The sequence below is a fragment of the Streptomyces sp. SAI-170 genome (assembly GCF_049739565.1).
In the GTDB taxonomy this organism is placed as follows: domain Bacteria; phylum Actinomycetota; class Actinomycetes; order Streptomycetales; family Streptomycetaceae; genus Streptomyces.
In genome coordinates, this window is sequence record NZ_JBMGQD010000001.1 from 6,741,484 (window position 1) to 6,757,239 (window position 15,756).

The following is a 15,756-nucleotide window of genomic DNA, read 5'->3' on the forward strand; positions in this document are numbered from 1 at the left end:
GCAGTCATGCCCTCAGTCCTCCGACGCTTCCCCGTCGTCCGCGCCCGGCTTGGGCGGCTTCGGCGGCCGGTTGCGGTCCCCGCCGGAGCTGTCCCGCCGGTACGGCGAGCCCTCGCCGTCCGTGGCGTGCCCGCCCGCCGTGCCGCCGCCGTCCCGGCGCCGCAGATAGCGCTCGAACTCCCGGGCGATGGCCTCGCCCGACGCCTCCGGCAGCTCCGCGGTGTCCCGCGCCTCCTCCAGCGTCTGCACGTACTCGGCGACCTCGGTGTCCTCGGCGGCCAGCTGGTCCACGCCGACCTGCCAGGCGCGCGCGTCCTCGGGCAGCTCGCCCAGCGGGATACGCACGTCGATCAGGTCCTCCAGGCGGTTGAGCAGCGCCAGCGTCGCCTTCGGGTTCGGCGGCTGCGACACATAGTGCGGTACGGCCGCCCACAGCGACACCGCCGGGACGCCCGCGTGCGTGCACGCCTCCTGCAGGACACCGACGATGCCCGTCGGGCCCTCGTACTTGGTCTCCTCCAGGTTCATCCGGCGGGCCAGGTCCGCGTCGGACGTGGTCCCGCTGATGGGGACCGGGCGGGTGTGCGGGGTGTCGCCGAGCAGGGCGCCCAGGACGACCACCAGCTCCACGCCCAGCTCGTGCGCGAACCCGAGCAGTTCGTTGCAGAACGACCGCCAGCGCATCGACGGTTCGATGCCACGCACCAGCACCAGATCGCGCGGCTTGTCCCCGCCGACCCGGACGACCGACAGTCTCGTCGTAGGCCAGGTGATCTTGCGTACGCCGTTGTCCATGAACACCGTGGGGCGGTTCACCTGGAAGTCGTAGTAGTCCTCGGCGTCCAGCGCCGCGAACACCTCACCCTTCCACTCCCTCTCCAGATGCGCGACCGCGGTGGAGGCGGCGTCGCCGGCATCGTTCCAGCCCTCGAACGCGGCCACCATGACCGGGTCGATCAGCTCGGGAACCCCCTCGAGCTCGATCACCCAGTGCCTCCTTCCGACGTGCCCTCGCTTGACGTCCCAACCTTACGGCGTTCGGCGCGGGCGCCCGCAGCCCCCTTGCGCGGGGGAGTGAACGGATCACTGCCCCGTTCGCCACCCCGGAACACCCCGAACGATCACAGGGGGCCGGTACGCCGGCACGGTCCTGCGATATTTGGACGCATGGCGACGATCGACGGACTGAACCCGGGCACCTTCGGCATCTACACCTTCGACTTCGAACACCAACCGGCCGCGCGGATCGGCGAGTCGGCGCGGGAACTGGAGCAACTGGGCTGGCGCGCCCTGTGGTTCCCCGAAGTGGGCGGCCGTGAAGCACTCTCCCTCGCCGACCGGCTCCTCTCCGCCACCGAGCGCCTGACCGTGATCAACGGCATCGCGCAGATCTGGGCCCGCGACGCCCGCACCGCCCAGGGCGGGGCGCTGCTGCTGGCCGACGCCTTCCCGGACCGGCACGTCCTCGGTCTCGGCTTCGGCGGCACGCCCCACGCCGGCGTCAAGCCGCTGGCCGCGATGGCCGCCTACCTCGACGACATGGACGCCCTCCAGCCGCCCGCCACCGCGCCCCTGAAGTCCCCGGTACGCCGGCTGCTGGCCGCGTACGGCCCCAAGATGCTCGGCCTCGCCCGCGACCGCACGGCAGGCGCCCACACCTACCACGTCAACGTGGCCCACACCGCCGAGGCCCGCGAGATCCTCGGCCCCGACGCCTTCCTCGGCGTCGAGCACGCCGTGCTGCTGGAGACCGACGCCGACCGGGCCCGCGCGATCGCCCGCGAGCACCTGGTGCCGTACCTCGACACCCCGTACAACCTCGCCAAGTTCCGCCGCCTCGGCTACACCGAGGAGGAACTCGCCCACGGCGGAAGCGACCGCCTCGTCGACGACCTCGTCCTGTGGGGCGAGCCGGAGAGCGTCGCCGCCCGGCTGCGCGGCCACTTGGACGCGGGCGCCGACCATGTCGCCGTCCAGGTGATCGGCACCGCGCCCGGCGAGTCCTCGATGCCGTCCTGGAGGCGGCTCGGCGAGGTCCTGCTCGACGGTTGAGGCGGCAGGCGAAAGGGGCGGCTCCTGTGCGGGGAGCCGCCCCTCTCACGTGCGTAGGACCGTCCGGCCGTCGTTCCTGTCGGCCCTACTTCTCGCCGAGCGAGCCGTGACCTACTTCTTGTCGAGCAGGTCCTGGACCTTCCCCCGCACCTCGTCCGTGGCCAGGCCGCGGATCGTCAGGGTGGTGCGGCGGCGCAGCACGTCGTCCGTGGTCTCGGCCCACTCGTTGTCACGGGCCCAGGCGACCTGCGCCCAGATCTCCGGCGCGTCCGGGTGGACGCGCTCGGCCAGCTCGGGGTTGTCGTTGGCCAGCCGGGCGATGTCGAAGGCCAGCGAGCCGTAGTGCGTCGCCAGGTGCCGGGCGGTGTCCGCCGCCATGCGCGGGCCGGGCGCCGGGCCGTCGGTCAGCAGACGGTGGGCGACCGCGCGCGGGTTGGCGACACCCGGCAGCGGCAGCTTCTTCGGCAGCGAGGAGATCGGCTCGAAGTCCTCGCCCAGCGGGTGACCCGGCAGCGCCTCGAGCTTCTGCATCACCGTACGGCCGATGTGGCGGAAGGTCGTCCACTTGCCGCCCGCGACGGACAGCATGCCGCCCTTGCCCTCGGTCACCACCGTCTCGCGCTTGGCCTTCGCGGTGTCGCCGGGGCCGCCCGGCAGCACCCGCAGACCGGCGAACGCGTACGTGATCAGGTCACGGTCGAGCTGCTGGTCGCGGATGGAGAACGCGGCCTCGTCGAGTATCTGGGCCGTGTCCTTCTCGGTGACCGCGACGTCAGCCGGGTCGCCCTCGTACTCCTCGTCGGTCGTGCCGAGCAGCAGCATGTCCTCCCAGGGGAGGGCGAAGGTGATGCGGTACTTGTCGATCGGGGTGGCCAGCGCGGCCTTCCAGGGGGAGGTGCGCTTCAGGACCAGATGCGCGCCCTTGGACAGGCGGATGGAGGGCGCCGCGTTCGGGTCCTCCATCTTGCGCAGGTGGTCCACCCAGGGGCCGGTCGCGTTGAGCACCAGCCGGGCGCTGACGCCGAACTCGTCGCCGGACAGCCGGTCGCGCAGCTCGGCACCGGTGACCCGGCCCTTGGTGAAGCGCAGGCCGGTGACCTCGGCGTGGTTGAGGACGACCGCGCCCGCCTCGACGGCCGCGCGGACCGTCATCAGCGCCATGCGCGCGTCGTTCATCTGGTCGTCGCCGTACACGGCCACGGCCTTGAGGTTGTCGGTGCGCAGCTCGGGCACGTCCTGCGCCGCCTTCGCGGGCGACAGCAGGTGGCCCACGCCGTCACCGAACGCGGAGAGCGCGGAGTAGGCGAAGACGCCCGCCCCGAGCTTCGCCGCGCCGTGCGGCCCGCCCTTGTACACGGGGAGGTAGAACGTGAGCGGGTTCGCCAGGTGGGGGGCCACCTGACGGGAGACCGCACGGCGCTCGAAGTGGTTCTCCGCCACCAGCTTCACCGCGCCGGTCTGCAGGTAGCGCAGGCCCCCGTGGAGGAGCTTGGAGGAGGCGGAGGAGGTGGCGCCGGCCCAGTCGCCGGCGTCGACCAGAGCCACCCTGAGACCGGACTGCGCGGCGTGCCAGGCCGTGGAGATGCCCAGGATGCCGCCGCCGATGACGAGAAGGTCGTACGACGCCTTGGAGAGCTGCTCCCGGGTCTCGGCGCGGCTCGGGTTCGAGCCGGACGCCGGGTGCGTGCCCAGGGCAGGTACGGACTGCAGGGTGGACTGCGTGGTCATGGGGTTTCTTACTCCTCGTCCTCGATCCAGCCCATGGTCCGCTCGACGGCCTTGAGCCAGGTCTTGTACTCACGGTCGCGGGTCTCCGCGTCCATGCGGGGGGTCCACTCGGCGGCCCGGCGCCAGTTGGCGCGCAGGTCGTCGGTGCTGGTCCAGAAGCCGACGGCGAGACCGGCGGCGTAGGCGGCGCCGAGGCAGGTGGTCTCGGCGACCATCGGGCGCACCACGGGGGCGTCCAGGAAGTCCGAGAGCGTCTGCATCAGCAGGTTGTTGGAGGTCATGCCGCCGTCGACCTTCAGGGCCGACAGCTCGACGCCGGAGTCCTTCGTCATGGCGTCGGTGATCTCACGGGTCTGCCAGGCCGTGGCCTCCAGGACGGCACGCGCCAGGTGCGCCTTGGTGACGTACCGGGTCAGGCCGGCGATGACACCGCGGGCGTCGGAGCGCCAGTGCGGGGCGAACAGGCCGGAGAAGGCCGGCACGAAGTAGGCGCCGCCGTTGTCCTCGACCGTGAGCGCGAGCGTCTCGATCTCGGCCGCGGTGGAGATCAGGCCCATCTGGTCGCGCATCCACTGCACCAGCGAACCGGTGACGGCGATCGAACCCTCCAGGGCGTAGACCGGCTGCTCGTCGCCGATCCGGTAGCCGACCGTGGTCAGCAGGCCCGAGTAGGAGTTGATGATCTTCTCGCCGGTGTTCATCAGCATGAACGTGCCGGTGCCGTAGGTGGACTTCGCCTCGCCCTCGGAGAAGCAGGTCTGGCCGAACAGGGCCGCCTGCTGGTCGCCGAGCGCGGAGGCGACCGGGATGCCGCCGAGCAGGTCGCCGAGCTTGCCGCCGGTGACCTCGCCGTAGACCTCGGCGGAGGAGCGGATCTCGGGCAGCATCGCCAGCGGCACGCCGATGGACTCGGCGATCTTGTCGTCCCACTCCAGCGTGTGGAGGTTCATCAGCATGGTGCGGGAGGCGTTGGTGACGTCGGTGTAGTGCTTGCCGCCGTTGACACCGCCGGTCAGGTTCCAGATGACCCAGGTGTCCATGGTGCCGAAGAGGATGTCCCCGGCCTCGGCGCGCTCGCGCAGGCCCTCGACGTTGTCCAGCAGCCAGCGGGCCTTGGGGCCGGCGAAGTACGACGCCAGCGGCAGACCGGTCTCGCGGCGGAAGCGGTCCTGGCCGACGTTGCGGCCGAGCTCCCGGCACAGGGCGTCGGTGCGGGTGTCCTGCCACACGATGGCGTTGTGGACGGGCTCACCGGTGTTCTTGTCCCACAGCACGGTGGTCTCGCGCTGGTTGGTGATGCCGATGGCCTTGATGTCGTCGCGGGTGATGCCGGCCTTCTGGACGGCTCCGGCGACGACCTCCTGGACGTTGGTCCAGATCTCGTTGGCGTCGTGCTCGACCCAGCCCGGCTTCGGGAAGATCTGCTCGTGCTCCTTCTGGTCGACGGAGACGATACGGCCGTCCCGGTCGAAGACGATGCAGCGGCTGGAGGTCGTGCCCTGGTCGATGGCGGCGATGAAGGGGCCGGCGTGGGCGTCGGTCACTGTGTGCTCCTGGAGGTCCTTGGGTTACGGGGCTGTACGTACGGCGCGTATGCCTAGGTCTGGTTAAACGAAAGCGACCTTGTAGATACCCGCGGCGATCGCCGCGCCGATCAGCGGACCGACGACGGGGATCCAGGCGTAGCCCCAGTCGGAGCCGCCCTTGTTGGGCAGGGGCAGAAGGGCGTGCACGATACGCGGGCCGAGGTCACGGGCCGGGTTGATCGCGTAGCCGGTCGGACCGCCGAGCGACAGACCGATGGAGACGACCACCAGGGCGGTGATCAGCGCGCCCAGGATGCCCAGGCCGTTGCCGTTGTCGTTCAGGCCCTGCGTGAGGACGGCGAGCACCAGCACGATCGTGCCGATGATCTCGGTGGCGAGGTTCTGCACCGCGTTCCGGATCTCCGGACCGGTGGAGAAGACACCCAGGACCGGACCGGCGCCCGTCTCCTGGGCCTCGACGGCCTTGGTGGCGGTTTCCTGCGCACCGGGACCGCCGACGATCTCCTTGTCGGTCAGGTGGGCGTGGAACTGGCCGTAGTACGCGACCCAGACCAGAGCCGCGCCGATCATGGCACCGAGCACCTGGCCGCCCCAGTAGGTGGCGACGTTGCTCCAGTCGTTGTCCTTGATCGCGAGTGCGAGCGTGACCGCCGGATTGAGGTGCGCGCCGGACAGCGGCGCCGAGGTGTAGACCGCCGTCAGCACGGCGAAGCCCCACCCGAAGGTGATGGCGAGCCAGCCGGCGTTGCGGGCCTTGGAGGCCTTCAGCGTCACGGCGGCGCAGACGCCACCGCCGAGCAGGATGAGTATGGCGGTACCGATGGTCTCGCCGATGAAGATGTCGGAGCTGGACACCCGCGACTCCTTTGTCCTTCGTCCAGGGGAAGCAGACCCCGAGTCCCTTCGGGGGTGCTGCGCCCTCGGGGGTGAGAGCTTGCCGGTCCCTTGGCGTTGTCACACTCTAGCGCGTATTGCCGGTAGGTGTTCGACAATGCCGACCGATGGACGGGAGTCTTGCTTCGGCGTAACGCGCACGTCAAGAGTTCTGTTATCGAAAGCACGATCGTTATTGATCGACTCGACTTATCGCCGATGCGTCCGTGCCTGTACAGCTTCGGGCTTTATGCCCACCTTGCATTGGGTTTCAGGGTAGGCCGAAGGCCGGAACGCCGTCGTGGCGTCCCGGCCGGGTGAGGCAGTTGCTCAGAAGCGTCCGGCGCCCAGATCCCGCGACACCGCGCGGGCACAGTCGCGCACGGCCGCGATGAGTTCGGGGCGCACCTCGCCGTCGCGGCCCAGCCGCTCCACGGCGCCCGTGATGCCCACGGCGCCCACCGGCATGCGCCGGCGGTCGTGGATCGGCGCGGCGATGGACGCCACGCCCTCCCAGGTCTCCTCCACGTCCGCCGCGTAGCCGCGCGCACGTGTGATGTCGAGGATGTGCTCGAAGGCCTCCGGCTCGCACACCGTGCGGTCCGTGAAGGCCTTGCGGTCCGCCTCCATCGCCTCGCTGTGCGCCACCGGGTCGTACGCCGACAGCACCTTGCCCAGCGCCGTGGAGTGCAGGGGCTGCATGGCCCCGATCTCCAGCACTTGACGGCTGTCGTCCGGGCGGAAGACGTGGTGCACGATCAGCACGCCCTGCTGGTGCAGCACGCCCAGATACACGCTCTCGCCGCTGGAGCGGGCCAGGTCGTCCGTCCACACCAGGGCCCGCGCGCGCAGCTCGTGCACATCCAGGTAGGTGGTGCCCAGGCGCAGCAGCTCCGCGCCCAGCTGATAGCGGCCCGAGGCCTCGTCCTGCTCGACGAACCCCTCCTGCTGCAGCGTGCGCAGAATGCCGTGCGCGGTGCCCTTGGCGAGGCCCAGCGAGGAGGCGATGTCCGACAGGCCCAGCCGTCGCTCGCCGCCCCCGAGCAGGCGCAGCATCGCCGCCGCCCGCTCCAGCGACTGGATGTTCCGTGCCATCGCCGTCCTGCCTCCGTCCCCTTCGACCGTCGAGCCGTGGCACCATGCCGCTGTTCGACACGATCCACTGTTCGGCAATGTCGAACACTACCGGTCGATGCCGACCCTGCGCTAATGGTCGTCCGAGGCCGGTCGCCTTTCGGTCACCGCTCGTTCGCCACATCATGGGTCACGTGCCCACCGGCACGGACCCCGCCGCCTGCTCGTCCGGGTGGTGGACGCCCCTGACCACAGGCGCGGGGTCCCGGCTACCCTGACGGCGTGCGCCCTCTCGGGGAAGCCCCCACGGGCTTCACCGCTAAGACCTGCAAGGCCTGGTCCTAGGGGCGCAAAGCCGACAGCCGTCGCATCCGAGGGAGCCCTTCATGGCCTCTGTGCCGCCGACCCCTTCCGCCGACAGCCGGACCCGCGCGTCCGCGCTCCGCCAGGCGCTCGCCACCCGTGTGGTGGTCGCCGACGGAGCCATGGGCACGATGCTCCAGGCCCAGGACCCGTCCCTGGAGGACTTCCAGCAGCTGGAAGGCTGCAACGAGGTCCTCAACGTCACCCGGCCCGACATCGTGGCCTCCGTGCACGAGGCGTACTTCGACGCCGGCGTGGACTGCGTGGAGACCAACACCTTCGGCGCCAACCTCAGCGCCCTCGGCGAGTACGACATCGCCGACCGCGTCGCCGAGCTGTCCGAGGCCGGCGCCCGCATCGCCCGCGAGACCGCCGACGCCTACGCCGCCCGCGACGGCCGGCAGCGCTGGGTGCTGGGCTCCATGGGCCCGGGCACCAAGCTGCCCACCCTCGGCCACACCACCTTCACCGCGATCCGCGACGCCTATCAGCAGAACGCCGAGGGACTCCTCGCCGGCGGCGCCGACGCCCTGCTGGTGGAGACCACCCAGGACCTGCTCCAGACCAAGGCCTCCGTCATCGCCGCCCGCCGCGCGATGGAGACGGCCGGCTACGACGTGCCGCTCATCGTCTCCGTCACCGTCGAGACCACCGGCACCATGCTGCTCGGCTCCGAGATCGGCGCCGCCCTGACGGCCCTGGAGCCGCTCGGCATCGACATGATCGGCCTGAACTGCGCCACCGGCCCCGCCGAGATGAGCGAGCACCTGCGCTACCTCGCCCGGACCGCCCGCATCCCGCTGTCCTGCATGCCCAACGCCGGCCTGCCCGTGCTCACCGCCGACGGCGCCCACTACCCGCTGACCGCGCCCGAGCTCGCCGACGCGCAGGAGAACTTCGTCCGCGACTACGGCCTGTCCCTGGTCGGCGGCTGCTGCGGCACCACGCCCGAGCATCTGCGCCAGGTGGTGGAGCGGGTCCGCGAGCTGACCCCGGCCGAGCGCAGCCCCCGCCCCGAGCCCGGCGCCGCCTCGCTGTACCAGACCGTGCCCTTCCGCCAGGACACCTCCTACCTGGCCATCGGCGAGCGCACCAACGCCAACGGCTCCAAGAAGTTCCGCGACGCCATGCTCGAGGCCCGCTGGGACGACTGCGTGGAGATGGCGCGCGAGCAGATCCGCGAGGGCGCGCACATGCTCGACCTGTGCGTGGACTACGTCGGCCGCGACGGCGTCGCCGACATGGAGGAGCTGGCCGGCCGCTTCGCCACCGCCTCCACCCTGCCGATCGTGCTGGACTCCACCGAGGTCGACGTCATCGAGGCGGGCCTGCAGAAGCTCGGCGGCCGCGCGGTGATCAACTCGGTGAACTACGAGGACGGCGACGGCCCCGAGTCCCGCTTCGCCCGCGTCACCCGCCTCGCCCAGGAGCACGGCGCCGCGCTGATCGCGCTGACCATCGACGAGGAGGGCCAGGCCCGCACCGCCGAGAAGAAGGTCGAGATCGCCGAACGGCTCATCGACGACCTCACCGGCAACTGGGGCATCCGTGAGGAGGACATCCTCGTCGACTGCCTCACCTTCACCATCTGCACCGGCCAGGAGGAGTCCCGCCGCGACGGCATCGCCACCATCGAGGGCATCCGCGAGCTCAAGCGCCGCCACCCGGAGGTACAGACCACCCTCGGCCTGTCCAACATCTCCTTCGGCCTCAACCCGGCCGCCCGCATCCTGCTCAACTCCGTCTTCCTCGACGAGTGCGTCAAGGCGGGCCTGGACTCGGCGATCGTGCACGCCTCCAAGATCCTGCCCATCGCCCGCTTCGACGAGGAGCAGGTGCAGACCGCCCTCGACCTGATCCACGACCGCCGCAGCGAGGGCTACGACCCGCTGCAGAAGCTCATGCAGCTCTTCGAGGGCGCCACCGCCAAGTCCCTCAAGGCCGGCAAGGCCGAGGAACTGGCCGCGCTGCCGCTGGACGAGCGCCTCAAGCGGCGCATCATCGACGGCGAGAAGAACGGCCTGGAGGCCGACCTCGACGCCGCCCTCGAAACCCGCCCGGCCCTGGACATCGTCAACGAGACCCTCCTCGACGGCATGAAGGTCGTCGGCGAGCTGTTCGGCTCCGGCCAGATGCAGCTGCCGTTCGTGCTCCAGTCCGCCGAGGTGATGAAGACGGCCGTCGCCCACCTCGAACCGCACATGGAGAAGACCGACGAGGCCGGCAAGGGCACCATCGTCCTCGCCACCGTCCGCGGCGACGTCCACGACATCGGCAAGAACCTCGTCGACATCATCCTGTCCAACAACGGCTACAACGTCGTCAACCTCGGCATCAAGCAGCCGGTCTCCGCGATCCTGGACGCCGCCGAGGAGCACCGGGCCGACGTCATCGGCATGTCCGGTCTCCTGGTGAAGTCCACCGTGATCATGAAGGAGAACCTGGAGGAGCTCAACGCCCGCGGCCTCGCGGCGAACTACCCCGTCATCCTCGGCGGCGCAGCGCTCACCCGCGCCTACGTCGAGCAGGACCTGCACGAGATCTACGAGGGCGAAGTCCGCTACGCCCGCGACGCGTTCGAGGGCCTGCGGCTGATGGACGCCCTCATCGGCGTCAAGCGGGGCGTGCCCGGCGCCAAGCTGCCCGAGCTCAAGCAGCGCCGGGTGCGGGCGGCGGCCGGCGCCGTGGTCGAGGAACGCCCGGAGGAGGGCCACGTCCGCTCCGACGTGGCCACCGACAACCCGGTCCCGACCCCGCCGTTCTTCGGCACCCGCGTCGTCAAGGGCATCCAGCTCAAGGAGTACGCGTCCTGGCTGGACGAGGGCGCCCTGTTCAAGGGCCAGTGGGGCCTGAAGCAGGCCCGCACCGGCGAGGGACCGACGTACGAGGAGCTCGTCGAGACCGAGGGACGTCCGCGGCTGCGCGGCCTGCTGGACCGGCTGCAGACCGAGAACCTCCTCGAAGCGGCCGTCGTCTACGGCTACTTCCCGTGCGTGTCCAAGGACGACGACCTGATCATCCTGGACGAGCAGGGCAACGAGCGCACCCGCTTCACCTTCCCCCGCCAGCGGCGCGGCCGGCGTCTGTGTCTGGCCGACTTCTTCCGCCCGGAGGAGTCCGGCGAGACGGACGTCGTCGGGCTCCAGGTCGTCACTGTCGGCTCCCGCATCGGCGAGGAGACCGCCCGCCTCTTCGAGTCCAACTCCTACCGCGACTACCTCGAACTGCACGGCCTGTCCGTGCAGTTGGCCGAGGCACTCGCCGAGTACTGGCACGCGCGCGTGCGTTCCGAGCTCGGCTTCGCGGGGGAGGACCCCGCCGAGATCGAGGGCATGTTCGAGCTGAAGTACCGCGGCGCCCGCTTCTCCCTCGGCTACGGCGCCTGCCCGGACCTGGAGGACCGCGCGAAGATCGCCGGCCTGCTGGAGCCCGAGCGCATCGGTGTGCAGCTGTCCGAGGAGTTCCAGCTGCACCCTGAGCAGTCCACGGACGCGATCGTGATCCACCACCCGGAGGCGAAGTACTTCAACGCCCGCTGAGGCGGCTGAGACGCAGCTCGCCGGGCGGCGTGCCCTGGCGCACGACTTTTAAACGAGGCGCTCGCGCCGCACGCGACGTACACTGGTCGGTCCACTGCAGGCCGGTTCCCCGCGCGGGAACCGGCCTGCTGGGCCCTGAAGGAGGTACGCCGGATGACCACCACGGTCCCCGCACTCGGCACCCGTACGGCCGAGGGCTCCGCCCTGCAGGCCGTGCTCCTCGACATGGACGGCACTCTCGTGGACACCGAGGGTTTCTGGTGGGACGTCGAGGTGGAGGTGTTCGCCGCTCTCGGCCACACCCTCGACGACTCCTGGCGGCATGTCGTGGTCGGCGGCCCCATGAGCCGCAGCGCGGGGTTCCTCATCGAGGCCACCGGCGCGGACATCACCCTCGCCGAACTGACCGTCCTGCTCAACGAGGGCTTCGAGGACCGCATCGAGCGCGCCCTGCCGCTGATGCCCGGCGCCGCCCGGCTGCTGGCCGAACTGGCCGCGCACGACGTCCCGACGGCCCTGGTCTCCGCCTCCCACCGGCGCATCATCGACCGTGTGCTCACCTCGCTCGGCCCCCAGCACTTCCGGCTCACCGTCGCCGGCGACGAGGTGCCGCGCACCAAGCCGCACCCCGACCCGTATCTGTTCGCGGCCGCCGGACTCGGCGTCGATCCGGCCAGATGCGCCGTCGTCGAGGACACCGCGACCGGCGTCGCCGCCGCCGAGGCGGCCGGCTGCCAGGTGGTGGCCGTGCCCTCCGTGGCGCCCATCGCCCCGGCCGCCCGGCGGACCGTCGTGACCTCTCTCGAAGAGGTCGACCTGGCATTTCTGCGCGGCCTGATGACACAAATGGTCTGAGCGTTCACCGGACGTGCGGACGCCATTCGCACGCGTTTTCTTTCCGAGTCGCACGCGAGCGCGGATTAAACCGGAGACGGCCCGGGCGGGGGCGAATTCCACCGGGTGTGAACGAGGTTGGCGATGTGAGGTTCCCCACGCCGCAGGGCCTCGACACGAGCGCCGACGTGTGCCATCTGCCCCTTTTTCCGAAGCATGGGCGTGCCCTTGTGTCCGGATTGGGGGGACGCTGTACCCAAACCTTCCACTGTCGGGTTTTCGGTGTGTCCACGCCCGGTTTCAGAGCGTGATGGAACCTCAACTCCGGTGGCTGTGAACCCCGGAGCGGGCGCCCATTAATCTCGTCGCGAGAACATCACCCCCCTCCCCGTGGTCTCGCGGCGCCACCCCTGCTTGCGTGATACACGGACCTGACAGCAGTGGAGAAACCCGAGCATGAACCGCAAGACTTTGGTGCTGCCGGCCGTCATCGGCCTGCTCGCGCCGGTACTCGCCGCCTGCGGCGGGGCCGACGGCGGGAGCGACGGCGGCGGCGCGATCGCCGTCGGCACCACGGACCGGTTCATCGCCACCGCGGACGCCCCCGCCCCCCTGGACCCGGCCTACGCCTACGACGTCGGCAGCTGGAACATCCTGCGCCAGACCGTGCAGACCCTGATGATCCAGCCCCGCGGCGAGGGCGAGCCCGTCCCCGAGGCCGCCGAGAGCTGCACCTTCACGGACACCGGCAACGAGCGCTACGTCTGCAAGCTGCGCGAGGGCCTGAAGTTCGCCGACGGCAACCCGGTCACCGCCAAGGACGTCAAGTTCTCCATCGACCGGGCCCTGGCCATCAAGGCCGACTCCGGCGTCTCCGCGCTGCTGTCCACCATCGACACCGTCGAGGCGCAGGGCGAGCGCGAGGTCGTCTTCCACCTGAAGACCGCCGACGCCACCTTCCCCTACAAGCTGTCGACCCCCGTCGCGGGCATCGTCAACCCCGCCGACTACGACAAGGGCAAGCTGCGCGACGGGTTCGAGGTCAGCGGCTCCGGCCCGTACAAGCTCGAGGCCAAGGTCGAGAACGACGAGATGGTCTCCGCCGTGTTCACCAAGAACGCCGAGTACAAGGGCGCTCTGACGGTGAACAACGACAAGGCCGAGATCCGCTCCTTCAAGGACGCCGACGCCATGGACGCCGCCCTGCAGGACGGCGACATCGACGTCATGAGCCGCACCCTGACGCCCGAGCAGATCAAGAAGCTCTCCATCGACCCGGGCGAGAACGTCGAACTCATCGACATGCCCGGCCTGGAGATCCGCTACCTCGCCTTCAACACCGACGCCCCCGGCGTCAAGGACAAGGCCGTACGCCAGGCCATGGCCCAGGTCGTCAACCGCAGCGAACTGGTCTCCAAGGTCTACGGCTCCCAGGCCGAGCCCCTCTACTCGCTCGTCCCGGCCACCATCACCGGCCACTCCAACTCGTTCTTCAACGAGTACGGCGACCCCAGCACCGACAAGGCCGAGTCCCTGCTGGCCAAGGCGGACGTCACCACCCCGGTGAAGCTGACGCTGCACTACACCACCGACCACTACGGTGCCGCCACCAAGCAGGAGTTCGAGGTACTGCAGAAGCAGCTCAACGCCAGCGGCCTGTTCGACGTCACCATCAAGGGCACCCCCTGGGACAGCTTCGTCCCCGCCCAGCGCAAGGGCTCCTACGAGGTCTGGGGCATGGGCTGGTTCCCCGACTTCCCCGACGCCGACAACTACCTCGCGCCGTTCCTCGACGACGACAACTTCCTCAAGTCGCCGTACGCCAACAGCGTCATCCGCAACACCCTCATCCCCGCATCCCGCCGCGAGCCCGACCGGGGCTCGGCCGCGACGAGCCTGACCGAGATCCAGGACATCGTCGCCGAGGACGTCCCCGTCCTGCCGCTGTGGCAGGGCAAGCAGTACGTCGCCGCCCGTGACGACATCACCGGCACCGCGTACGTCCTCAACTCCTCCTCCACCCTTCAGCTCTGGGAACTCGGCCGCGGTGTGAGCGGCTGACGCTTCCGCGTCCTCCGGGGGGCCCGGGACGGCGCACCCCGGGCTTCTTCTCGAGAACGACGACAAGGCACACGCACGTGAACATGCGCAACCAGTGGCCGGTCCTGCCCATCGTGGCGGGACTGGCCTCCGGCCTGCTGACCGGCTGCGGCACGGAGACCGGCGACTCCGGCGGAACCGGCTCCAGCGTGGTCATGGGGATGTCCGACGACGTCCTCGCCACCGACCCGGCATCGGGCTACGACCCCGGCTCGTGGCTGCTGTTCAACAACGTCTTCCAGTCCCTGCTCAGCTTCCCCAAGGGCGGCACCGTGCCCGAGCCGGAGGCCGCCGAACAGTGCGGCTTCTCCGACACCCAGGCCACGGTCTACGAGTGCACCCTCAAGGACGGCCTGAAGTTCAGCAACGGCGACCCGCTCACGTCGGAGGACGTCAAGTTCTCCTTCGACCGCATGCTGAAGATCAACGACGACGCCGGCCCCGCGATCATGTTCCCCATGCTGGACAAGGTCGAGACCCCGGACGACAAGACCGTCGTCTTCAAGCTGAAGGTCCCCGACGCCACCTTCCCCAGCAAGATCGCCTCCGGCGCCGGCTCCATCGTCAACCACCGCGACTACGACGCCGACGGCCTGCGCGAGGACGGCGAGGCCAGCGGCTCCGGCCCCTACAAGCTGGACTCCTTCAGCGACGACGAGGCCGTCTTCTCCGTCAACGAGAACTACAAGGGCACCGCCGAGATCCAGAACTCCGGCGTCACCCTCAAGTTCTTCCACGGCGACCAGACCGCCCTCAAGCAGGCCCTGCAGGAGGGCGACGTCGACATCGCCTACCGAGGCCTGAGCGCCGCCGACATCGCCGACATCGAGGCCAAGTCCGACGGCACCGGCACCGAGGTCGTCGAGGGCAGCAGCGCCGAGGTCCAGCACCTCGTCTTCAACATGGACGACCCCGTCGCCGGGCAGCTCCCCGTCCGCAAGGCCATCGCCCACCTCCTCGACCGCGACGCCCTCATCAGCGACGTCTACGAGGGCACCGCCACCCCCCTCTACTCGATCATCCCGGCGGGCATCGACGGCCACAACACCGCCTTCTTCGACACCTACGGCGGCCGCCCCTCCAAGGAACAGGCCAAGTCCGTACTGCGCGAGGCCGGCATCACCGACAAGGTGCAGCTCACCCTCTGGTCCACGCCCTCCCGCTACGGCCCCGCCACCGACCAGGAACTCAAGGCGATCGCCGGACAGCTCAACGACAGCGGCCTGTTCGACGCCGACGTCAAGTCCGTGGCGTTCGACCAGTACGAGAAGGACATCGCCGCCGGCAAGTACGGCGTCTACGTCAAGGGCTGGGTGCCCGACTACCCCGACGCCGACAACTTCACCGCCCCGTTCTTCGGCAAGGGCAACGTCCTCGGCAACAACTACACCAACAAGACCATCACCGGCACCCTCATCCCGCGCACCGCGGGCGAGAGCAACCGCGCCGCCACCGACAACGACTTCGACGCACTCCAGCAGATCGTCGCCGACGAGATCCCCGTCCTGCCCGTCTGGCAGGCCAAGCAGTACGCCGTCGTCGCCGACGGCGTCTACGGCCTGGAGTACTGCCTCGACGCCTCGACCGTCTTCCGCTTCTGGGAGATCAGCAAGAGCAAGGACTGACGGGACCGCCGGGCCTGACGG

At 70.0% G+C, this 15,756-nt stretch carries 10 protein-coding genes; 5 read left to right on the top strand and 5 right to left on the bottom strand.

What is annotated here, in order from left to right; all coding sequences use genetic code 11:
* Positions 1–12 precede the first annotated feature (12 nt).
* Entirely contained in the window at positions 13–987 is a 975-nt protein-coding gene (locus RKD23_RS30320; RefSeq protein ID WP_424856590.1) for a PAC2 family protein, read from the bottom strand.
* A gap of 180 nt (positions 988–1,167) precedes the next feature.
* On the opposite strand from RKD23_RS30320, the gene RKD23_RS30325 reads away from it, so the two are divergent.
* Positions 1,168–2,052 carry a TIGR03620 family F420-dependent LLM class oxidoreductase gene (locus RKD23_RS30325; RefSeq protein ID WP_424856591.1) on the top strand — a complete coding sequence of 295 codons (885 nt, stop codon included), beginning with the start codon at positions 1,168–1,170 and terminating at the stop codon, positions 2,050–2,052.
* Positions 2,053–2,163: 111 nt separating this feature from the next.
* Here RKD23_RS30325 and RKD23_RS30330 read toward each other — a convergent pair whose 3' ends face one another.
* The 4 genes from RKD23_RS30330 to RKD23_RS30345 all read right to left on the bottom strand — a co-directional run bounded on the left by RKD23_RS30330 (position 2,164) and on the right by RKD23_RS30345 (position 7,295).
* Positions 2,164–3,780 carry an FAD-dependent oxidoreductase gene (locus RKD23_RS30330; RefSeq protein ID WP_424856592.1) on the bottom strand — a complete coding sequence of 539 codons (1,617 nt, stop codon included), beginning with the start codon at positions 3,778–3,780 and terminating at the stop codon, positions 2,164–2,166.
* Positions 3,781–3,788: 8 nt separating this feature from the next.
* Positions 3,789–5,324 (bottom strand): glycerol kinase GlpK, encoded by a 1,536-nt coding sequence (gene glpK / locus RKD23_RS30335; RefSeq protein ID WP_424856593.1) that lies wholly within the window; start codon positions 5,322–5,324, stop codon positions 3,789–3,791.
* Between the two features lie 63 nt (positions 5,325–5,387).
* Entirely contained in the window at positions 5,388–6,182 is a 795-nt protein-coding gene (locus RKD23_RS30340) for an MIP/aquaporin family protein (protein ID WP_424856594.1), read from the bottom strand.
* Positions 6,183–6,530: 348 nt separating this feature from the next.
* Positions 6,531–7,295: an IclR family transcriptional regulator gene (locus RKD23_RS30345; RefSeq protein WP_424856595.1), complete on the bottom strand. Its 765-nt coding sequence runs from the start codon at positions 7,293–7,295 to the stop codon at positions 6,531–6,533.
* Between the two features lie 365 nt (positions 7,296–7,660).
* Between RKD23_RS30345 and metH the strand changes: the two genes are divergently transcribed.
* The 4 genes from metH (at position 7,661) to RKD23_RS30365 (ending at position 15,735) form a co-directional block, all read left to right on the top strand.
* A complete protein-coding gene (gene metH, locus RKD23_RS30350; protein WP_424856596.1) occupies positions 7,661–11,176 on the top strand; it encodes a methionine synthase in 3,516 nt (1,171 codons plus the stop codon).
* A gap of 153 nt (positions 11,177–11,329) precedes the next feature.
* Entirely contained in the window at positions 11,330–12,031 is a 702-nt protein-coding gene (locus RKD23_RS30355; RefSeq protein ID WP_424856597.1) for an HAD family hydrolase, read from the top strand.
* Between the two features lie 435 nt (positions 12,032–12,466).
* Entirely contained in the window at positions 12,467–14,071 is a 1,605-nt protein-coding gene (locus RKD23_RS30360) for an ABC transporter substrate-binding protein (protein WP_424856598.1), read from the top strand.
* Between the two features lie 77 nt (positions 14,072–14,148).
* Positions 14,149–15,735, top strand: a complete 1,587-nt coding sequence (locus RKD23_RS30365) for an ABC transporter substrate-binding protein (protein ID WP_424856599.1) — start codon at positions 14,149–14,151, stop codon at positions 15,733–15,735.
* Positions 15,736–15,756: the final 21 nt, after the last annotated feature.

Bases quoted from the DNA above. Each gene is read 5' to 3' on its own strand.
- RKD23_RS30345 (WP_424856595.1), bottom strand. From the start codon at position 7,295: ATGGCACGGAACATCCAGTCGCTGGAGCGGGCGGCGGCGATGCTGCGC.
- metH (WP_424856596.1), top strand. From the start codon at position 7,661: ATGGCCTCTGTGCCGCCGACCCCTTCCGCCGACAGCCGGACCCGCGCG.
- RKD23_RS30330 (WP_424856592.1), bottom strand. From the start codon at position 3,780: ATGACCACGCAGTCCACCCTGCAGTCCGTACCTGCCCTGGGCACGCAC.
- RKD23_RS30360 (WP_424856598.1), top strand. From the start codon at position 12,467: ATGAACCGCAAGACTTTGGTGCTGCCGGCCGTCATCGGCCTGCTCGCG.
- RKD23_RS30325 (WP_424856591.1), top strand. From the start codon at position 1,168: ATGGCGACGATCGACGGACTGAACCCGGGCACCTTCGGCATCTACACC.
- RKD23_RS30355 (WP_424856597.1), top strand. From the start codon at position 11,330: ATGACCACCACGGTCCCCGCACTCGGCACCCGTACGGCCGAGGGCTCC.